Genomic DNA, 18885 nt, shown 5'->3' on the forward strand with positions numbered 1-18885 from the left:
TCAGTCCTTTTTTTGCGGCCGGGGCCAGCCGCTGATGTTTCGCTGTTTGCCACGCGCCACCGCCAGTTCGCCCGCTTCGACATCGCGGGTGATGACACTGCCGGCGCCGACGGTGGCGTCCTTGCCGATGGTCACCGGGGCCACCAGTGACGAATTCGAGCCGATGAAGGCGTTGTCGCCGATCTCGGTGCGTGCCTTGTTGACGCCATCATAGTTGCAGGTAATGGTGCCCGCACCCACGTTGACACCGCTGCCCAGCTCGGTGTCACCCAGGTAGGTCAGGTGATTCACTTTGCTGCCCGGGCCGATGCGGGTTTTCTTCGTCTCGACGAAGTTGCCCACTTTGCCTCGTGCGGCCATTTCGGTGCCGGGGCGCAGCCGTGCGAACGGGCCGATCTGGCAGGCTTCACCGACGTCGGCGCCGTCGATGATGGAGTTCGCCTCGACCACGGTGCCGGCGCCGATGCAGCTGTTGCGGATCAGGCAGTTCGGGCCGACGCGCACACCGGCGGCCAGGCTCACGTCGCCTTCCAGCACGGTGTTCACATCCAGTACCACGTCTTCGCCGCACTGCACGGTGCCACGAATGTCCAGCCGCGCCGGGTCCAGCACAGTGACCCCGGCGCGCATCAGTTGTTCCGCCTGGACCTGCTGGTAGATGCGTTCCAGGCGCGCGAGCTGCACCCGGTCGTTGACGCCGTCGACTTCCCAGGCGAACTGCGGCTGTACGGCTTCCACGGTCAGGCCGGCCTTGACCGCCATGGCAATCACGTCGGTGAGGTAGTACTCACCCTGGGCGTTATTGCTGGAGAGTTTGGGCAGGGCGTCCGCCAGGAAGGCGCGCGGGCAGGCGAGGATGCCGGTGTTGATTTCGCGGATCGCGCGCTGGGTGTCGTCGGCGTCCTTGAACTCGACGATCGCCTGCACTTCGCCGGCGGCGTTGCGGACGATGCGGCCGTAGGCGCCAGGCTCGTCCATTTCCAGGGTCATCAGGGCCAGCCGGTCGGGAGCGACGCGACCGACGAAGTCGCGCAGGGTGTCCGGGCGGATCAGGGGCACGTCACCGTACAGGATCAGCACCACATCTTCGCTGACGTGAGGCATGGCCTGGGCCACCGCATGGCCGGTGCCGAGTTGCTCGGCCTGTTCGGCCCAGACCGCGTCCGGGGCCGGGACCTGTTCGCGCACCAGCTCGCCGCCGTGGCCGTAGACGACGCAGATACGCCGCGCGTCCAGTGCCCGGGCACTGTCGATGACGTGCGAGAGCATCGGCCGGCCGGCAATCGGGTGCGCCACCTTTGGCAGTTGCGAGCGCATCCGGGTGCCCTTGCCGGCGGCAAGGATGACCACTGCAAGTTCCATCTTTTACCTCGTCTGCTGACGTCCGTTCCGCACCACCCGCGGGGAACCGGGCTGGCGAAAGCCTAAAACAAAAAATGGCCGGGAGCCATTTTTGACGTCGCGTTAGCGACGGCCCGAAGGGTGGCGGCCATGGACGGCACGCCACAAAAAAGGGCAGCCTGGCAGCTACCCTTTTGTAAAAGCCCGACAAACCCGGCGGATGTTACTTGCCGGAGCCGCCGAACTTCTTCTTCATCTGCTGAATGGCCCGCAACTGCGCCACGGATTCCGCCAGCTGCGCGGAGGCAGCGGAGTAGTCCATGTCGGTGTGCTTGCCTTCCAGGGCTTCCTTCGCGCGCTGCCGGGCTTCTTCGGCGGCGGCTTCGTCCATGTCGTGGGCACGCGCTGCGGAGTCGGCCAGCACGGTCACCACTTTCGGCTGCACTTCCAGGAAGCCGCCGTTCACATAGAACACTTCTTCTTCGCCGCCCTGCTTGATGATCCGCACCGGGCCGGGTTTCAGGCCGGTCAGCAGCGGCGCGTGGCCCGGCAGGATGCCGAGGTCACCCTCGCTGCCGGCGGCCACGACCATTTCCACCTCGCCTGAGAACAGCTGCTTTTCAGCGCTGACGATGTCGCAATGCACTGTCATCGGCATGTGACTCTCCTGAACAACCTGCCTGCTTTAGACGATTACTTGGCCTGACGCTTGTTGTATGCCTCGACCACTTCGTCGATGGAGCCCTTCATGTAGAAGTCCTGCTCCGGGATGTGATCAAACTCACCGCCGAGAATGCCGTTGAAGCCGCGGATGGTGTCTTTCAGGGACACGTATTTGCCCGGCGAGCCGGTGAATACTTCCGCCACGAAGAACGGCTGGGACAGGAAGCGTTCGATTTTCCGTGCCCGCATTACCGTGGTCTTGTCTTCTTCGGACAGCTCGTCCATGCCGAGGATGGCGATGATGTCTTTCAGTTCTTTATAACGCTGCAGCACGGTCTGCACACCACGGGCGGCAGCGTAGTGCTCTTCACCGATCACCAGCGGGTCGAGCTGGCGGGAGGTGGAGTCCAGCGGGTCGATCGCCGGGTAGATACCCTTGGCGGCGATGTCACGGCTCAGTACCACGGTCGCGTCAAGGTGAGCGAAGGTGGTGGCCGGGGACGGGTCGGTCAAGTCATCCGCCGGTACGTAAACGGCCTGCACCGAGGTGATGGAGCCGGTCTTGGTGGAGGTAATACGCTCCTGCAGCACGCCCATCTCTTCCGCCAGGGTCGGCTGGTAACCCACCGCCGACGGCATACGGCCGAGCAGCGCGGATACTTCGGTACCGGCCAGGGTGTAGCGGTAGATGTTGTCGACGAACAGCAGTACGTCACGGCCTTCATCACGGAATTTTTCCGCCATGGTCAGGCCGGTCAGGGCCACGCGCAGACGGTTGCCCGGCGGCTCGTTCATCTGGCCGTATACCAGCGATACCTTGTCCAGTACGTTGGAGTCTTTCATTTCGTGGTAGAAGTCGTTCCCTTCACGGGTCCGCTCACCCACGCCGGCAAATACCGAGTAACCGGAGTGCTCGATCGCGATGTTCCGGATCAGCTCCATCATGTTCACGGTCTTGCCCACGCCGGCACCACCGAACAGGCCGACTTTACCGCCCTTGGCGAACGGGCAGACCAGGTCGATCACCTTGATGCCGGTTTCCAGCAGTTCGTTGCCAGAGGCCTGTTCCGCGTAGGTCGGTGCCTTGCGGTGAATCGGCATGCGCTCCTGTTCGCCGATCGGACCGGCTTCGTCGATCGGGCGACCCAGCACGTCCATGATGCGGCCCAGGGTTTCTTTGCCCACCGGCACCTGGATCGGCGCGTTGGTGTTGGCCACGTCCAGGCCACGCTTGAGGCCTTCGGTGGAACCCATGGCGATGGTGCGCACGATGCCGTCGCCGAGCTGCTGTTGTACTTCCAGAACGGTGTCGGCACCGCTCACTGTCAGTGCGTCGTAGACATTGGGCACGCTTTCACGCGGGAATTCCACGTCGATTACAGCGCCGATGATCTGAACAATACGACCGCTACTCATGCTTGCATCCTCTCAGCTTCTCTGCCCGCCCGGTCAGACCGCGGCGGCACCACTAACAATTTCGGAGATTTCCTGTGTAATGGCCGCCTGACGGGCCTTGTTATACAGGAGCTCCAGATCACGGATCAGGTCGCCGGCGTTATCGGTTGCTGCCTTCATGGCAACCATCCGCGCGGCCTGTTCGCAGGCGTTGTTTTCCACCACACCCTGGTATACCTGGGTTTCGATGAAACGCTTCAGCAGACCGTTGATCAGTTCTTTGGCCGACGGCTCGTAGATGTAGTCCCAACGCTGGCCGGTGGTGTTCTTGAATTCCGATTCGTCACCGGATTTCAGCGGCAGCAGTTGCTGCACCACCGGGCTTTGCGTCATGGTGTTGACGAATTCGTTGTACACCAGATAGACGCGATCCACCTCGCCTTTCTCGAACGCATCCGCCATGACCTTGATGGAACCCACCAGGTCACCCATGTGCGGCGCATCGCCCAGGCCGGTCACCGACGACACTACTTCACCGCCGAAGCTGCGGAAGAAACTCATCGCCTTGTTGCCGATGGCGCAGTATTGCACCTGCACACCCTGCTCGGACCACTGGCGCGCTTCGCGCACCATCTGCTTGAGCAGGTTGACGTTGAGGCCACCACACAGGCCGCGGTCACTGCTGACCACGATGTAGGCCACCTTTTTTACGTCGCGCTCGGCGAGGTAAGGATGGCGGTATTCCACATCGGCGTTTGCCAGGTGCGCAATCACGCCCCGGATACGCGTGGCATACGGCTTGGAGGCCGCCATGCGTTCCTGTGCGCGACGCATCTTGCTGGCGGCAACCATCTCCATGGCACGGGTAATTTTCCGCGTGCTCTGGACACTTGCGATTTTGGTACGTACCTCTTTCGCGCCGGCCATAGGACTATCCTTTTAAGCGTTTACCAAGCGATTACCAGGTCTGGGTAGCCTTGAACTTCTCGATCGCGTCCTTGATGCCGGACTCGATGTCGCCGTTGAAGTCGCCCTTCTCGTTGATTTTTTCCATCAACGCCTTCTGTTCGCTGTTCATGTAGTCCAGCAGAGCGGCTTCGAACTTGCCGATCTTGTCCAGCGCCACATCTTTCAGGAAGCCTTCGTTGATCGCGTACAGCACCACGCCCATTTCAGCAACGGACTGCGGGCTGAACTGCTTCTGCTTCATCAGCTCGGTGGCGCGCTGACCATGCTCCAGCTGGGCACGGGTCGCCTCATCCAGGTCGGAAGCAAACTGGGCAAACGCCGCCAGTTCACGGTACTGCGCCAGCGCCAGACGGATACCACCACCGAGTTTCTTGATGATCTTGGTCTGCGCGGCACCGCCTACACGGGATACCGAGATACCGGCGTTCATCGCCGGGCGGATGCCGGAGTTGAACAGGTCGGTTTCAACGAAGATCTGACCGTCGGTAATGGAGATCACGTTGGTCGGTACGAACGCGGACACGTCACCGGCCTGGGTTTCGATGATCGGCAGCGCGGTCAGGGAACCGGTCTTGCCTTTCACTGCACCGTTGGTGAACTGCTCAACGTACTCTTCGTTGACACGGGCAGCGCGTTCCAGCAGACGGGAGTGCAGATAGAACACGTCACCCGGGTACGCTTCGCGGCCCGGCGGACGACGCAGCAGCAGGGAGATCTGGCGATAAGCCCAGGCCTGCTTGGTCAGGTCATCGTAAACCACCAGCGCGTCTTCACCGCGGTCGCGGAAGTATTCACCCATGGAGCAACCGGCGAACGGCGCCAGGTACTGCATGGCGGCCGGGTCGGAGGCCGACGCGGCAACGATGATGGTGTTTTCCAGCGCACCGTGCTCTTCCAGCTTGCGCACCACGTTGGCAATGGTCGACTGCTTCTGACCGATCGCGACGTAGATACACTTAATGCCGGAATTTTTCTGGTTGATGATGGTGTCGATGGCGATCGCGGTCTTACCGATCTGACGGTCACCGATGATCAGCTCACGCTGGCCACGGCCAACCGGGGTCATGGCGTCGATGGCTTTCAGGCCGGTCTGCACCGGCTGGTCTACCGACTTACGCCAGATCACGCCCGGCGCAACCTTTTCGACCGGCTCGGTGATCTTGGTGTTCAGCGGACCTTTGCCATCAATCGGGTTACCCAGCGCGTCAACAACGCGGCCGAGCAGCTCCGGGCCGACCGGCACTTCCAGAATGCGGCCGGTACATTTGACTTTCTGGCCTTCGGCAACGCCCAGGTAATCACCCAGCACCACCGCACCAACGGAGTCACGCTCAAGGTTGAGGGCCATGCCGTAAACGCCGCCTTCAAACTCGATCATTTCGCCGTACATCACGTCGGCCAGACCATGAATGCGCACAATACCGTCGGATACCGATACCACGGTCCCTTCGTTGCGCGCCTGGGTGGAGACATCAAGCTTGGCAATACGCTGCTTGATGATCTCGCTGATTTCGGACGGGTTGAGTTGCTGCATGCTTCAATCCCTCAAACTCAAGAGTTCAGTTGCTCGGCCAGGCGGGCCAATCTGCCGCGCACACTGCCATCAATCACGGTATCGCCAGCACGGATCAGGACGCCGCCAATCAGCGCTTCGTCCACACGCGTGGAGACATGTACTTCCCGGCCCAGGCGTTTTTTCAAACTGCCGACCAGACGCTCGACTTCCGCATCCTCGAGGCTTTGCGCGGAGACCAGCTCCACATCCACAAAGGCTTCCTGTGCCGCCACGAAGGCATGGAACAGTTCGAAGACCGCCGGCAGCAGGGGCAGGCGCCCGTGCTCTGCCAGCTGTGCGATGAAGTTGCGGCCGCTCTCGTTCAGCGCGTCGCCACAGACCTCAGCGAAAGCGTCGGCTTTCTGTCCGGCACTCAGTTGGGGCTGCTGAAGCCAGGCGCGCATGGCGGGGTCTTCCGCCACTGCCGCGGCCACGCCCAGCATCTTTTCCCATTCCGCCAGGGCACTGTTGTCCCGCGCGAACAGGAAAGCTGCCTTGGCGTAAGGACGAGCGATGGTGGTCAATTCAGCCATGGGTTACCCGTTTAGTCAGAGTTCGGCCGCCAGCTGCGCGAGCAGCTGCTTGTGTGCGTCCTGGTTCACTTCCGCGCCCAGAACCTGCTCAGCGCCTTTCAGTGCCAGAGCGGACACTTCCTTGCGAAGCTGTTCGCGTGCCTGGTTCACTTCCTGTTCGATCTCCGCCTGGGCTTTCGCTACCAGACGATCGCCTTCGGCCTTCGCATTGACCTTGGCTTCTTCCAGGATCTGATTGGCACGGCGGTTAGCCGCTTCGATGATCTCGGCCGCCTTCTCCTTCGCCTCATGGAGGTTGGAGCTGGCCTTGGCTTGCGCCAGTTCCAGATCACGCGCTGCCCGATCGGCGGCACTCAGGCCGTCGGCGATCTTCTGCTTGCGCTCGGTCAGCGCGCCCATGATCGGCGGCCACACGAACTTCATGCAGAACCATACGAACAGGGCGAACCAGACTACCTGGCCAAGCAGTGTTGCATTAATGTTCATGCGAACACCTCAAACCGCGTTGCGTGAATTTCCCTGGTCGGGTCTTACTGGAAGATCATCAGGAACGCGATAGCGATACACATGATCGGCACAGCGTCGAGCAGACCGGCAATGATGAACATGCGAGTTTGCAGCATCGGAGCCAGTTCCGGCTGACGTGCCACGCTCTCAAGGAAACGACCGCCCATCAGACCAAAGCCCAGACCGGCGCCGATAGCCGCGAGACCAGCAACGATAGCAGCTGCAAGCAGGTTGAGTTCCATTTTCCACTCCCGTTTTACGTTTAGGTTGCTTTCAAAACTTCAGTACAGTGTTGCGATGAATCAGTGGTGCTCACTGGCCATGCTGAGGTACACAATGGTCAGAATCATGAAAATGAACGACTGCAGCGGGATGACCAGCAGGTGGAAGATCGCCCACGGTACCGCGCCGATGAACTGCCAGTAGCCGAGCATGGCCGCCAGCAGGATGAACACGAACTCACCGGCGAACATGTTGCCGAACAGCCGCAGACCCAGCGATACCGGCTTGGCCAGCAGCGCTACGGTTTCAAGAATAAAGTTGATCGGGATGAACAGGACCTTGCCGATCGGGTTCTTCACTTCAAACGGGTGCAGTGTCAGCTCGCCGATAAAGCCGCCGAAACCTTTGCTGCTGATGGAGAAGCCGATCACCAGGAAAAGCACCGAGAAGGACATGGCCAGGGTGATGTTGGGATCGACGGTGGGAACAATCTTGAGGTAGTGCAGGCCGAGCAGGTTGGCGAGGCCGGTGGCGCTGTCCACCGGCAGCAGCTTGACGCTGCTCATGATGAACACCCAGCAGAAAATGGTCAGGGCCAGCGGGGCGATCAGCTTGCTCTTGCCGTGGAAGCTGTCGCGCACCGAGGTGTCGACGAACTCGGCCACCATTTCCACGAAGTTGACGATGCCGGAGGGCACACCGGCGGAAGCGCGGCGCGCCACCATGGCGAAGATAAGGATGAAAACGAGACCGAGAATACCGGAAAAGGCGAGGCTGTCGACATGGAAGGCCCAGAAGCCCATGGCATCCATTTCGGATTCACAGGCGGCCAGCAGCCATTGCTCCGACTGCGCGACGCTGCCGTCGCAAAGCTCGGTGCCGGCCGGCACCTTGCCATAGGTGAGGTTGGACAGGTGGTGCTTGATGTAACCAGTCGGTGTATCTGCTGCCATGTGCGTACCCAGCCATTAACAGTGTGTGAAAAACCCCGCACCCGGGGGCTTTTTCATGCCATGGAATCACCTTCCCACGGCGGCAGGCGACGCTCAATTACCTGCCATTAACCTTCTTTGTTACCCGGCGGCCCCTGCGGAGGCGGTCCGCCCGTGGCGCGCGCCAGCCAGACCCAGCCGGCCGCCTGCACCACGAAAAAGCTGATCAGCAGCGCGGCGGCTGCCTGTTTGCCGCGCAAATCCGGCCACTCCCGGAAGGAGAGCCAGAAGAGCAACAACATGATTGCAATCTTGCCCAGTTCGGCACGAATAGCCGCGCCAGCCTGATGACGCGGCTCCTGGTTGCGCGGGTGCAACCAGATCTGGAATCCAGCCCAGGCGTGTGCCAGGAGACAGATGGCACCACCCCAGAGAGCGGCCAATCCAACAGGGCCGCCGGCCATTAATGCAGCCAGTGCAGCGGTCACCAGTAACGAGGTGATTTGCACCAGCATCAGACCCCGGAAAATGAAGGTTCCGGATATCGCAGTCTTGGTCACGGTGACTCCGCCTTGCCAGCGCTGCCTCTCGGCAGTGGGTTTGGATCCCGCCGTCGGCGAGCCCCGTTCTCAGGCGCGCAGAGTATAGGGACATGCCCCCGTGACTGCAACCGCGACCAGCGGCTTAATACGACGGGAGGGCGCGGATTTTCAGGCCGGATGGCGGGTCATTAATTGAACCCGCGTCAGATTCCGATCCGCATCGCAACCCGCGCCTCACCCGGCACCGATCCAGGGTGACAGCGGCCTGGGTGGCGTGGCGCCGGGCCATCTCCCGCCGCCACGCGCCCGCCCCGGTCCTGCATCAACGCCTCAGTCGCTGTCTTCAAGCCGGCGGTTCACACGCAGCGCCAGCAGCGTGCAGATCACGCCGGAGAGCAGGTACACGCTCACATAGCCCAGCCCGAAGTGCGCCGACAGACCCAGCGCCACCAGCGGCGCGAACGCGGCACCGAACAGCCAGGCAAAATCGGAGGTCAGCGCGGCGCCCGTGTAGCGGAAACGCGGCTCGAAATTGGCCGTCACCGTGCCCGAGGCCTGGCCGTAGGACACCCCCAGCAAGGCAAAGCCGACCAGGATAAAGATGTCCTGCTGGAGCGGGCTGCCGTCCATCAGCATGGGCGTGAACAGGCTGAACACCCCGATCAGGCAGGCCAGCAGTGCCACCGTGGTACGCTTGCCGATGCGGTCGGCGATCCAGCCGGAGGCGATGGTGCCCAGCACGGCCAGCACGGCGCCGATCAGCTGGATGGTCAGTACGTCATTGATACCCTGGCTGCCGTCCAGGGCAATCCAGGACAGCGGGAAGATGGTCACCAGGTGAAACAGCGCATAGCTGGCCAGCGCTGCAAACGAGCCGATAAAGATGTTGTAGCCCTGCCGGCGCAGCATCTCGAAGGTGCCGATCGGCTCCAGCGCGCTCTCTTCCAGTGCGGCGGTGTACTCTTCCGTCACCACCAGCCGCAGGCGGGCAAACAGCGCCACCACGTTGATGGCGAAGGCAACAAAGAAGGGATAGCGCCAGCCCCAGCCGGTGAAATCGGCTTCCGAGAGGCTGGTGTGCAGAAACAGGAACAGCGCGCCGGCCACCAGAAAGCCGATCGGGGCGCCCAGCTGGCCAAGCATGGCGTACCAGCTGCGCCGGTCGCGCGGGGCATTCAGCGCCAGCAGGGAGGGCAGGCCGTCCCAGGAGCCCCCGAAGGCGATGCCTTGCAGCACCCGGAAAAAGGCCAGCAACCCGATGGCCGCGCCCCCCAGCACCTGATAGCCCGGCAGGAAGGCGATCCCCACCGTGGCCGTGCCGAGCAGGAACAGCGCCACCGTCAGTTTCACGCTGCGCCCCCAGTGACGCTGGATGGCCATGAACAGCGCGGTGCCGAACGGGCGGGCCATAAAGGCAAAGGCAAAGATGATGAAGGCGTACAGCGTGCCCTCGAGTCGCTCGGCGAACGGGAAAAACACCGCCGGGAAGACCAGCACCGAGGCAATGCCATAGACGAAGAAGTCGAAATACTCTGATGCACGGCCTACCACCACGCCCACGGCGATCTCGCCGGGGGCCACCGATGAATGGCCGGCGCCGGTGTGCGCCGGCGTATGCAGAGGGGGCTGGACCTGATCTGTACTGGACATCGCAAGGGCTCGTTGTGCGTAAAGATAGCGTCGACAAGCCTACAGCATCCCCGGTTTGGACACGCCGGGCCATAGGACAAAATGTCCAATGCCCCACCGGCCCGTCCGGGCGTAGGGTTGGCGCCACCTGGGCCACATTGATGCTGACCGGTGATGTCTTTCTCTAAATCTCTGCGCGGACTGCTTCTGCTACTCCCCCTCGCCCTGCTCGCCGGGTGCGACATGGTGGTGATGTCGCCCTCCGGCGACGTGGCCCTGCAGCAACGCGACCTGATTGTCTGGTCGACCATCCTGATGCTGCTGGTGATCGTGCCGGTGATCGTGCTGACGCTCTGGTTTGCCTGGCGCTACCGCGCCGGCAATGCCGAGGCCACCTACGCGCCGGACTGGGACCATTCCACCGTGCTGGAACTGGTGATCTGGTCGGTACCACTGTTGATCATCATCGCGCTCGGCGCCATGACCTGGGTCAGTACCCATCAACTTGATCCGTACCGCCCACTGGAGCGCATCGATGCGCAACGGCCGGTACCGGAAGGTGTGGAGCCGCTGGTGATCGAAGTGGTGGCGATGGACTGGAAATGGCTGTTCCTGTACCCGGAACAGGGCATCGCCACCATCAATGAAGTCGCCGCCCCGGTGGACCGGCCGATCCGTTTCAAGATCACCTCTTCCACCATGATGAACTCGTTCTTCATTCCGGCATTGGCGGGGCAGATTTACGCCATGGCCGGCATGGAAACCAAGCTGCACGCGGTGATCAATAAGGAAGGTGTCTACGAAGGCTTTTCTGCCAACTACAGTGGCGCCGGCTTCTCCGACATGCGGTTCCGCTTCCACGGCCTGAGCGAGCAGGGCTTCGACGCCTGGGTAGCGAAAAACCGCGCGCAAGGCGAGCCGCTCGACCGCGAGCACTACCTGGCACTGGAACAGCCCAGCCACGACGAGCCGGTGCACCGTTTCGCCAGTGTCGAGCCGGACCTGTATGAGGCGATTCTCAATCGCTGCGTGCAGCCGGGCAGCCTGTGCATGAAAGACATGATGGCCATCGACATGCTGCGCGCGCGCAACCTGTGCGGCATTGATGACGCCCTGCGCTTTCTCGGCAAGACCTCGCTGGATGACATCGTCGGCCTGCGGCCGGCAGTCAGTTATTGACGTGTTCGGGTCAGGCGCTGCACGCGCCTGACACACTTTTCGTTAAACGCCTTCGGCGTCGGTACCCAAGATGTTCGATCAACTTGACCTGACAACGCTTCTCTTCGGCCGCCTCACCTGGGAGTCGTTTCCCTATCACGACCCCATTATCGTGGCGACGTTCGCCGTGGTCGCCATCGGCGGCCTGGCCATGCTGGCGCTGGTGACGCGCTACCGGCTGTGGGGCTATCTGTGGAACGAGTGGTTCACCACCATCGACCACAAGAAAATCGGCATCATGTACATGATCCTCGGCATCATCATGCTGCTGCGCGGCTTTGCCGACGCCATCATGATGCGTATCCAGCAGGCCATCGCGTTCGATGGCTCCATGGGTTACCTGCCGCCGGAGCATTACGACCAGATCTTTACCGCCCACGGCGTGATCATGATTTTCTTCGTCGCCATGCCGATGGTGACCGGCCTGATGAACTATGTGGTGCCGTTGCAGATCGGCGCCCGCGATGTCGCCTTCCCGTTCCTGAACAATTTCAGCTTCTGGATGACCACCAGCGGCGCGGTGCTGTTGATGGTGTCGCTGTTCGTCGGTGAATTCGCCAAGACCGGCTGGCTCGCCTACCCGCCATTATCGGGGATATTACAGAGCCCCGGAGTCGGGGTGGATTACTATATATGGTCGCTACAGATCGCGGGGGTGGGCACGCTGCTGTCTGGCATCAACCTGCTGGTCACGATCGTGAAAATGCGCGCACCCGGCATGACGATGATGAAAATGCCGGTGTTCACCTGGACCTCGCTGTGCACCAACGTGCTGATCGTCGCCGCCTTCCCGGTGCTGACCGCCGTGCTGGGCATGCTGACGCTGGACCGTTACCTGGGTACGGCGTTCTTTACCAATGATCTCGGCGGCAACGCCATGATGTACATCAACCTGATCTGGATCTGGGGCCACCCGGAAGTGTACATCCTGATCCTGCCGCTGTTCGGCGTGTTCTCGGAAGTGGTGTCCACCTACAGCGGCAAGCGCCTGTTCGGCTATGCGTCGATGGTGTATGCCACCGTGGTGATCACCGTGCTGTCCTATCTGGTCTGGCTGCATCACTTTTTCACCATGGGCTCCGGCGCCAGTGTGAACTCGTTTTTCGGCATCACGACGATGATCATCTCGATCCCCACCGGGGCCAAGATCTTCAACTGGCTGTTCACCATGTACCGGGGCCGCATCCAGTTTGAGGTGCCGATGCTGTGGACCATGGGCTTTATCATCACCTTTGTGATCGGCGGCATGACCGGTGTACTGCTGGCGGTACCGCCGGCGGATTTTGTGCTGCACAACAGCCTGTTCCTGGTCGCGCACTTTCATAACGTGATCATCGGCGGCGTGTTGTTCGGCCTGTTCGCAGGCATCACCTACTGGTTCCCGAAAGCGTTCGGCTACAAGCTGGACCCGTTCTGGGGCAAGGTGTCGTTCTGGTGCTGGCTGGTGGGTTTCTGGCTGGCGTTCATGCCGCTGTACGTGCTCGGCCTGATGGGCGTGACACGCCGCATGAGCCATTTTGATGATTCATCGTTGCAGATCTGGTTCCAGATCGCTGCCTTCGGCGCCTTCCTGATCGCCATCGGCATCGCCGCGTTCCTGTTCCAGTTCGTGGTCAGCTATCGCCGCCGCGAGTCCCTGCGCGATACCACCGGCGATCCGTGGAATGGCCGCACGCTGGAGTGGTCCACCTCCTCGCCGCCGCCGGCCTATAACTTCGCCTTTACGCCGCAGGTACACGATATCGACGCCTGGTGGCAGATGAAGCAGCACGGCTTCCAGCGTCCGCAGTCGGGTTTCCTGCCGGTACACATGCCGAAGAATACCGGCGCGGGGATCATTCTCGCCGGCATCAGCACCCTGCTGGGTTTTGCGCTGATCTGGCACATGTGGCTGCTGGCCGGTGCTTCGTTCGTGGCGCTGTTGGCGGTGACGATCGGCCACACTTTCAACTACAAGCGCGATTACTACATCCCGGCGGAAGAAGTAACCCGCGTCGAATCTGAACGAACCCGGATGCTTGCAGAACATGTCTGACACGCACGCACTCTCACACGCCTCGCCGGGCGGACACCGGCCACCGTTGCAGTTTCTGGTACGCGGCGAACATCACCCGCAGAACGCCACCTTGCTGGGGTTCTGGATTTACCTGATGAGCGACTGCCTGATCTTCGCCTGCCTGTTTGCCACCTACGGCGTGCTCGGCCGCAATTACGCGGCCGGCCCCACCGGCGCGGACCTGTTCGACCTACCGCTGGTGGCCATCAACACGGCGCTGTTGCTGCTGTCGTCGATCACGTTTGGCTTTGCCATGCTGGAGATGCAGCAGAAGCGGCTCAAGGGCACGCTGCTGTGGCTGGGCATCACCGGGCTGTTCGGTGTCGCCTTTCTGGGTGTGGAGCTGTATGAATTCGCGCACCTGATCCATGTCGGCGCCGGCCCGCAGCGCAGCGGTTTTCTCACCGCATTCTTTGCGCTGGTCGGCACCCACGGCCTGCACGTGCTGTTCGGCATTATCTGGCTGGTCACGCTGATGGTGCAGTTGCGCAGGCATGGTCTGATTCCGGCCAACACACGACGCCTGTTCTGTCTGTCCATGTTCTGGCACTTCCTGGACGTGGTCTGGATCGGCGTGTTCACCTTTGTCTACCTGATGGGAGTGCTGTAATGAGCGAGCATCATCACGACACCCACGACCATCACCACGAAGATGGCCCGCACAGTTCCTTCAAGGGCTACATGACCGGCTTTCTGCTGTCGGTGGTGCTGACCGCGATTCCGTTCTGGCTGGTGATGGCCGACGTGTTTGAAAACCGCAACATCACCGCACTGGTCATTCTCGGTTTCGCCCTGATCCAGATCTGCGTGCACATGGTGTTTTTCCTGCACATGAACTTCCACTCCGAAGGCGGCTGGAACATGCTGGCGCTGATCTTCACACTGGTGCTGGTGTTCATCACGCTAGCCGGTTCGCTGTGGGTAATGTACCACCTCAACCACAACATGATGCCGGGCATGATGCACGAGCATAACCTGTCGCCGTGACGACGCACCGCACACCGGCACGCCGGCCCTGGGGGCTGGTGCTCTGGCTGGTGTTCCTGCTCGCCGCGTGCGGCAGTTTTATCGCCCTCGGGACCTGGCAGATCGAACGCCGCGCCTGGAAACTCGACCTGATCGAACGTGTCGAGGCGCGCGTGCACGCCGCACCGGTGGCGGCCCCCGGCGAAGCCGACTGGCCCGCCGTGAACGCCGACCGGCACGCGTACCGGCCTGTGCAACTCAGCGGCACCTGGCTCCCCGGACACGATACGCTGGTGCAGGCCAGCACAACGCTCGGCAGTGGCTACTGGGTACTGACGCCGCTGCAGCGCGATGACGGCTCAGTGGTGCTGGTCAACCGTGGCTTCGCGCCGCCCGCACAACGCGCCGCCGGCAGCATTCCCCTGCCGTCCGGCCAGGTCACGGTCACCGGCCTGCTGCGCCTGACCGAACCGGACGGCGGCTTTCTGCGCGCCAACGATCCGGCCGCCGGCCGCTGGTATTCCCGCGATGTGGACGCCATCGCACACACGCACGCGCTGGCGCGTGTGGCGCCCTATTTTGTGGATGCCGGTGCCGACGACGCGCCCCGTGCCACCGGCGCGCCGGTGCCCGGGCTGACGGTAGTGCGCTTCCACAACAGCCACCTGGTCTATACGATCACCTGGTACGCGCTGGCGCTGATGAGCGCCGGCGCCGCGCTGTTCCTGATCCGGGACGCCCGCCGCCGGCGCGGCTGAACCCTCCCGCCACGGGCCTCCGCCGCCCGTGTCGCCAGAACGAGACGACCGATGCCGATTGCCTCACTCCGCTGGGGACTGCGACCTGCCGCCAGCGATGACGGAACAGGCCGCAAGAACATGCACCTGCTGATCCAGCTTCGCTGGATCGCCGTGCTGGGCCAGGTCGCCACCATCGCCGTGACCCATTTCGGCTTTGGCGTCGCCTTGCCGCTGAACTATATGGTGGCGGTGCTGCTCGGGCTGGTGGCGTTCAACGGCATCAGTCTGCTGCGCTTGCGCCTGAAACAGGATGTGACCAACACCGAGCTGATGGTGTCGCTGCTGGTGGATGTCTTCACCCTGACCATCCAGCTTTACCTCAGCGGCGGCACCGCCAACCCGTTTATCTTTCTGTTTCTGCTGCAGGTGGTGCTCGGTGCCGTGTTGCTGGAAACCTGGTCCACGCTGACCATCCTGGTGGCGACCACACTCTGTTTCGTCTGGCTGGCACTCGCCGACCGGCCACTGCTGTTGCCGGCAGACTATGAACGTGGCCACCACAGTTATTACGTCAAGGGCATGATGATCTGCTTCGTGCTCAACGCCGCGCTGCTGGTGATCTTTATCAGCCGCATCACGCGCAACCGGCGCGCCCGTGACGCGCGGCTGGCGGAGTTGCGCCAGCGCGCTGCCGAGGAAGAGCATATCGTGCGCATGGGCCTGCTCGCCTCCGGCGCGGCCCACGAGCTGGGCACGCCGCTGTCCACGCTGTCGGTGATTCTGGGTGACTGGCGCCGCATGCCGGCCTTTAACGCGGACCCGGACGTGCGGCAGGAGCTGGACGAAATGCAGGCCCAGGTATTGCGCTGCAAATCCATTGTCAGCGGCATTCTGTTGTCCGCCGGTGAGGCACGCGGCGAAGCGGCGGAAGAAACCACCTTGCACCGTTTTCTGGATGACCTGGTGGCCGACTGGCAGGCGACACGGTCAGTGCACGGCTTCCGCTACCAGAATCACTTTGGCGAGGACCTGGATATCGTGTCCGACTCGGCCATCAAACAGAGCATCGCCAACGTGCTCGATAATGCGCTGGAAGCATCACCGGAATGGGTCGGTCTGGACGTAACACGCGAGGAGGCCATGCTGGTCATCACGGTCCGTGACCGGGGCCCCGGCTTTCCGCCAGCCATTCTCGAACAGCTCGGCCGCCCCTACCATTCCACCAAAGGCCGGCCAGGCAGCGGGCTGGGCCTGTTCCTGGTCATGAACGTGGCGCGCACACTGGGCGGCAATCTCAGCGCCCATAACATGCCCCAGGGTGGCGCCTGCGTCGCGCTGTCGCTGCCGCTGTCCGCGATCACACTGGAGGAGGAATGAGCCATGACGTCATCGCCCGCCGACATCCGGACCCTGCTGATCGTCGAAGACGACGCCGCCTTCGCCCGCACACTGGTGCGCTCGTTTGAACGGCGCGGTTATCAGGTGCTGCATGCCGCAGGCATCGACGACATGGCGGCGCTGCTGGAAACACACCGCCCCGGTTATGCGGTGGTCGATCTCAAGCTGAAAGGCGACGCCACCGGCCTCACCTGCGTGCAGGCGCTGCACCAGCACAACCCGGACATGCTGATCGTGGTGCTGACCGGCTACGCCAGCATTGCCACCGCCGTGGAAGCCATCAAGCTCGGCGCTTGCCATTACCTGGCCAAGCCCTCCAATACCGATGATATTGAAGCCGCCTTTGAACGCGCTGAAGGCAGCACCGATGTGGCACTGACCCAGCGCGCCGCGTCGATCAAGACGCTGGAGTGGGAGCGTATTCACGAAACACTGGCGGAAACCGGGTTCAATATTTCCGAAACCGCGCGCAGGCTGGGGATGCACCGGCGCACGCTGGCACGCAAGCTGGGCAAACAACAAGTGAAGTAAAGAGAGGCCGAAAACGACCTCTCACCGGTTACCACAACTCAGAGCGTTCCAGCGAGATAACCCCGGATCAGCGCAATGAATGCCGGTCTGGTCGCCGATTGATTGAAATCCGCACCGCCGTTTGTCTGCAGATTGCTGCCCGTCTGCCGTACCAGCTCGTCGATGATCGCCTGATCATCCATGCCCGTGTTGAACCGGGTCAGATCAACCGTCACCAGACGATCCATTTCCTGCTCAGAGGGATTGGCGGCCGGTCCCCAGGGAGTGCCGGTCACCACCCATTGCCCCTCCAGCGCATAGTAGAAAAACATTGCGCCGCTGTGTATCAACGAATGAGGCGACCCGGACGTCAATTCGAGTGTGCGGCGGGATTCCTGTGTGAGCTCTGCCTCCATGACGACCGCCGGCGGCTGGTCATTATCATCTGTGCCGCCGAAGAACTGCGGCATGCCGGCGCAGTACGCCGGCCGGTGGTTGTAAGGATTGAGCGCGGCCTTGACGGGGACGCGCATCTGGTTATTACCAAGGTCAACGAGTGCTACATAGTATTTTGGCATTGCTGGTTCCTCTCCATGGACAGGCGAACACTGCCCGCCGGGCTGTTCGCCGATGATTGAATATCGATTGAAATAACTAGATGCGGTTTTTCCTGAAGTACTGGCTGGCCTGTTTGCCCACGTCGTCTTTCATGGCTGCCAGCCTGTCGAAACCCTGCACCGCCTGCTGGACCAGGGTATGACTCCCGGCGGACAGTGATACCGACAACCCGCATCCTGTACACATGAAACTCTGGCCCGACAGCAGCAGCTTGGTATCGAGATGAATGGTGTTACTGCAATCAGGGCAGTGTATCTGGCTTTGCATGATTATCCCCATGCCGTCATGGTTGCCCGGCACACAGGTGCCGGGCCTGTTTCATTGGCTATCCACCTTCGCTACAACGCCATCAGGACGCTGCAGCCTGCGCGGTGCCCAGTGTGATCGGGCTGATGCTGTTGGTGTACGCCTGAATGATGGTTGTCACACCTTGCGGCAACGGCAGTTGGCCTGCCTTCACCGACACGGTGTATTTGGCGCTGTTGCTTTTCTGGTAGCTGCTGGTGTTGGAGGCACTCTGCGAACTGTCATGGCTGACGCTGCCCTTCACTTCTACCGACCACCACCCACCACCAAGTTTCGCCGCGAAGCTGGCCTCCGCGTGCGTGGAGCTGGAGCTTTGCTGGGTGGATTCATCCGAGTAACTGGATTTGACTTCCATATCGAACCCTACCTCGACATCGGTCACACCCAGGGTATTGAGCGGGATCAGTGTCAGCAGTGGAATATCGAACGACGTGGTGACATTGGTGATGTTGGTCGGCGGCGGGTTGCCGTCGGTGGCCTCACCTGCCGCGATCACCCCACGGGTAATCTGCATGGTCACCATGATCGGCTGCAGCGAGGTGGCGTTGTCGGTCTCTACTTTATTGAAACAGGTATCGAGCATGAAATTAGTCTGGGTGACCGCCATCATGCTGTTGGCCTGAGCGGCCGCTGTCAGCGGCCCGCCAATCAGTGAGCGCATGGGCAAGCCGGAAAACTGCTGCGCCATGGAGACCAGAGCAGGTCCCGTATTTACGTCTGGCATACTTTCTCTCCTTGAAGGTTATTAGGGTGATGCAAGGCGGGCACCCCTCCCTTCACAGGGT

At 61.8% G+C, this 18885-nt stretch carries 21 protein-coding genes; 7 read left to right on the plus strand and 14 right to left on the minus strand.

Features of this window, described 5'->3' with window-relative positions; translation table 11 throughout:
• The 11 genes from glmU to S7S_RS18355 form a co-directional block, all read right to left on the minus strand.
• On the minus strand, positions 1 to 1362 hold the full coding sequence (glmU, locus tag S7S_RS18305; RefSeq protein WP_008734526.1) for a bifunctional UDP-N-acetylglucosamine diphosphorylase/glucosamine-1-phosphate N-acetyltransferase GlmU: 1362 nt from the start codon (positions 1360 to 1362) through the stop codon (positions 1 to 3).
• A gap of 202 nt (positions 1363 to 1564) precedes the next feature.
• A complete protein-coding gene (locus S7S_RS18310) occupies positions 1565 to 1999 on the minus strand; it encodes a F0F1 ATP synthase subunit epsilon (protein WP_008734524.1) in 435 nt (144 codons plus the stop codon).
• A 35-nt stretch (positions 2000 to 2034) separates the two neighbouring features.
• A complete protein-coding gene (atpD, locus tag S7S_RS18315; RefSeq protein WP_008734522.1) occupies positions 2035 to 3420 on the minus strand; it encodes a F0F1 ATP synthase subunit beta in 1386 nt (461 codons plus the stop codon).
• Positions 3421 to 3453: 33 nt separating this feature from the next.
• Positions 3454 to 4326, minus strand: coding sequence for a F0F1 ATP synthase subunit gamma (gene atpG / locus S7S_RS18320; RefSeq protein WP_008734520.1), 873 nt, complete (start codon positions 4324 to 4326; stop codon positions 3454 to 3456).
• A 31-nt stretch (positions 4327 to 4357) separates the two neighbouring features.
• The gene (atpA, locus tag S7S_RS18325; protein ID WP_008734518.1) at positions 4358 to 5902 is read right to left on the minus strand and encodes a F0F1 ATP synthase subunit alpha; all 1545 of its coding nucleotides are present in this window, start codon (positions 5900 to 5902) and stop codon (positions 4358 to 4360) included.
• Between the two features lie 17 nt (positions 5903 to 5919).
• A complete protein-coding gene (locus tag S7S_RS18330; RefSeq protein ID WP_008734516.1) occupies positions 5920 to 6456 on the minus strand; it encodes a F0F1 ATP synthase subunit delta in 537 nt (178 codons plus the stop codon).
• Positions 6457 to 6471: 15 nt separating this feature from the next.
• The gene (locus tag S7S_RS18335; RefSeq protein WP_008734513.1) at positions 6472 to 6942 is read right to left on the minus strand and encodes a F0F1 ATP synthase subunit B; all 471 of its coding nucleotides are present in this window, start codon (positions 6940 to 6942) and stop codon (positions 6472 to 6474) included.
• A gap of 44 nt (positions 6943 to 6986) precedes the next feature.
• Positions 6987 to 7205 carry a F0F1 ATP synthase subunit C gene (gene atpE, locus S7S_RS18340; RefSeq protein WP_008734510.1) on the minus strand — a complete coding sequence of 73 codons (219 nt, stop codon included), beginning with the start codon at positions 7203 to 7205 and terminating at the stop codon, positions 6987 to 6989.
• Between the two features lie 60 nt (positions 7206 to 7265).
• A complete protein-coding gene (gene atpB, locus S7S_RS18345) occupies positions 7266 to 8138 on the minus strand; it encodes a F0F1 ATP synthase subunit A (protein WP_008734508.1) in 873 nt (290 codons plus the stop codon).
• Positions 8139 to 8245: 107 nt separating this feature from the next.
• Positions 8246 to 8677 carry an ATP synthase subunit I gene (locus S7S_RS18350; protein WP_238582916.1) on the minus strand — a complete coding sequence of 144 codons (432 nt, stop codon included), beginning with the start codon at positions 8675 to 8677 and terminating at the stop codon, positions 8246 to 8248.
• A gap of 312 nt (positions 8678 to 8989) precedes the next feature.
• On the minus strand, positions 8990 to 10309 hold the full coding sequence (locus S7S_RS18355) for an MFS transporter (protein ID WP_008734504.1): 1320 nt from the start codon (positions 10307 to 10309) through the stop codon (positions 8990 to 8992).
• A 153-nt stretch (positions 10310 to 10462) separates the two neighbouring features.
• Between S7S_RS18355 and cyoA the strand changes: the two genes are divergently transcribed.
• From cyoA to S7S_RS18390, 7 genes are all read left to right on the plus strand, one after another.
• Positions 10463 to 11467 carry a ubiquinol oxidase subunit II gene (gene cyoA, locus S7S_RS18360; protein WP_082027776.1) on the plus strand — a complete coding sequence of 335 codons (1005 nt, stop codon included), beginning with the start codon at positions 10463 to 10465 and terminating at the stop codon, positions 11465 to 11467.
• Between the two features lie 70 nt (positions 11468 to 11537).
• On the plus strand, positions 11538 to 13541 hold the full coding sequence (gene cyoB / locus S7S_RS18365) for a cytochrome o ubiquinol oxidase subunit I (protein WP_008734500.1): 2004 nt from the start codon (positions 11538 to 11540) through the stop codon (positions 13539 to 13541).
• A complete protein-coding gene (gene cyoC / locus S7S_RS18370; protein WP_035203621.1) occupies positions 13534 to 14172 on the plus strand; it encodes a cytochrome o ubiquinol oxidase subunit III in 639 nt (212 codons plus the stop codon). Before cyoB ends, cyoC begins: the two co-directional genes overlap by 8 nt.
• Positions 14172 to 14549, plus strand: a complete 378-nt coding sequence (cyoD, locus tag S7S_RS18375; protein WP_008734496.1) for a cytochrome o ubiquinol oxidase subunit IV — start codon at positions 14172 to 14174, stop codon at positions 14547 to 14549. The genes cyoC and cyoD overlap by 1 nt, the downstream gene beginning before the upstream one ends.
• Positions 14546 to 15286 (plus strand): SURF1 family protein, encoded by a 741-nt coding sequence (locus tag S7S_RS18380; RefSeq protein ID WP_008734494.1) that lies wholly within the window; start codon positions 14546 to 14548, stop codon positions 15284 to 15286. Before cyoD ends, S7S_RS18380 begins: the two co-directional genes overlap by 4 nt.
• Before the next feature lie 51 nt (positions 15287 to 15337).
• On the plus strand, positions 15338 to 16645 hold the full coding sequence (locus S7S_RS18385) for an ATP-binding protein (RefSeq protein ID WP_008734491.1): 1308 nt from the start codon (positions 15338 to 15340) through the stop codon (positions 16643 to 16645).
• 3 nt (positions 16646 to 16648) lie between these two features.
• Positions 16649 to 17197, plus strand: a complete 549-nt coding sequence (locus S7S_RS18390) for a response regulator transcription factor (protein ID WP_008734489.1) — start codon at positions 16649 to 16651, stop codon at positions 17195 to 17197.
• A gap of 38 nt (positions 17198 to 17235) precedes the next feature.
• Here S7S_RS18390 and S7S_RS18395 read toward each other — a convergent pair whose 3' ends face one another.
• From S7S_RS18395 to S7S_RS18405, 3 genes are all read right to left on the minus strand, one after another.
• Positions 17236 to 17754, minus strand: a complete 519-nt coding sequence (locus S7S_RS18395; RefSeq protein ID WP_008734488.1) for a hypothetical protein — start codon at positions 17752 to 17754, stop codon at positions 17236 to 17238.
• 76 nt (positions 17755 to 17830) lie between these two features.
• Complete coding sequence (locus tag S7S_RS18400; RefSeq protein ID WP_144401712.1) at positions 17831 to 18061, minus strand: hypothetical protein; 231 nt, start codon at positions 18059 to 18061, stop codon at positions 17831 to 17833.
• Positions 18062 to 18143: 82 nt separating this feature from the next.
• Positions 18144 to 18824, minus strand: coding sequence for a DUF2589 domain-containing protein (locus tag S7S_RS18405; protein WP_035203618.1), 681 nt, complete (start codon positions 18822 to 18824; stop codon positions 18144 to 18146).
• Between the last annotated feature and the right edge of the window lie 61 nt (positions 18825 to 18885).

This window comes from Isoalcanivorax pacificus W11-5, assembly GCF_000299335.2.
Lineage (GTDB): Bacteria > Pseudomonadota > Gammaproteobacteria > Pseudomonadales > Alcanivoracaceae > Isoalcanivorax > Isoalcanivorax pacificus.

What these genes read in the sequence shown, in the direction of transcription:
- S7S_RS18400 (WP_144401712.1), bottom strand. Translation starts at nt 18,061, where the DNA reads ATGCAAAGCCAGATACACTGCCCTGATTGCAGTAACACCATTCATCTC.
- S7S_RS18310 (WP_008734524.1), bottom strand. Translation starts at nt 1,999, where the DNA reads ATGCCGATGACAGTGCATTGCGACATCGTCAGCGCTGAAAAGCAGCTG.
- atpA (WP_008734518.1), bottom strand. Translation starts at nt 5,902, where the DNA reads ATGCAGCAACTCAACCCGTCCGAAATCAGCGAGATCATCAAGCAGCGT.
- glmU (WP_008734526.1), bottom strand. Translation starts at nt 1,362, where the DNA reads ATGGAACTTGCAGTGGTCATCCTTGCCGCCGGCAAGGGCACCCGGATG.
- atpD (WP_008734522.1), bottom strand. Translation starts at nt 3,420, where the DNA reads ATGAGTAGCGGTCGTATTGTTCAGATCATCGGCGCTGTAATCGACGTG.
- S7S_RS18385 (WP_008734491.1), top strand. Translation starts at nt 15,338, where the DNA reads ATGCCGATTGCCTCACTCCGCTGGGGACTGCGACCTGCCGCCAGCGAT.
- atpG (WP_008734520.1), bottom strand. Translation starts at nt 4,326, where the DNA reads ATGGCCGGCGCGAAAGAGGTACGTACCAAAATCGCAAGTGTCCAGAGC.
- cyoC (WP_035203621.1), top strand. Translation starts at nt 13,534, where the DNA reads ATGTCTGACACGCACGCACTCTCACACGCCTCGCCGGGCGGACACCGG.
- S7S_RS18335 (WP_008734513.1), bottom strand. Translation starts at nt 6,942, where the DNA reads ATGAACATTAATGCAACACTGCTTGGCCAGGTAGTCTGGTTCGCCCTG.
- S7S_RS18390 (WP_008734489.1), top strand. Translation starts at nt 16,649, where the DNA reads ATGACGTCATCGCCCGCCGACATCCGGACCCTGCTGATCGTCGAAGAC.
- atpB (WP_008734508.1), bottom strand. Translation starts at nt 8,138, where the DNA reads ATGGCAGCAGATACACCGACTGGTTACATCAAGCACCACCTGTCCAAC.
- S7S_RS18355 (WP_008734504.1), bottom strand. Translation starts at nt 10,309, where the DNA reads ATGTCCAGTACAGATCAGGTCCAGCCCCCTCTGCATACGCCGGCGCAC.
- cyoA (WP_082027776.1), top strand. Translation starts at nt 10,463, where the DNA reads ATGTCTTTCTCTAAATCTCTGCGCGGACTGCTTCTGCTACTCCCCCTC.
- S7S_RS18330 (WP_008734516.1), bottom strand. Translation starts at nt 6,456, where the DNA reads ATGGCTGAATTGACCACCATCGCTCGTCCTTACGCCAAGGCAGCTTTC.
- S7S_RS18405 (WP_035203618.1), bottom strand. Translation starts at nt 18,824, where the DNA reads ATGCCAGACGTAAATACGGGACCTGCTCTGGTCTCCATGGCGCAGCAG.
- atpE (WP_008734510.1), bottom strand. Translation starts at nt 7,205, where the DNA reads ATGGAACTCAACCTGCTTGCAGCTGCTATCGTTGCTGGTCTCGCGGCT.
- cyoD (WP_008734496.1), top strand. Translation starts at nt 14,172, where the DNA reads ATGAGCGAGCATCATCACGACACCCACGACCATCACCACGAAGATGGC.
- cyoB (WP_008734500.1), top strand. Translation starts at nt 11,538, where the DNA reads ATGTTCGATCAACTTGACCTGACAACGCTTCTCTTCGGCCGCCTCACC.
- S7S_RS18395 (WP_008734488.1), bottom strand. Translation starts at nt 17,754, where the DNA reads ATGCCAAAATACTATGTAGCACTCGTTGACCTTGGTAATAACCAGATG.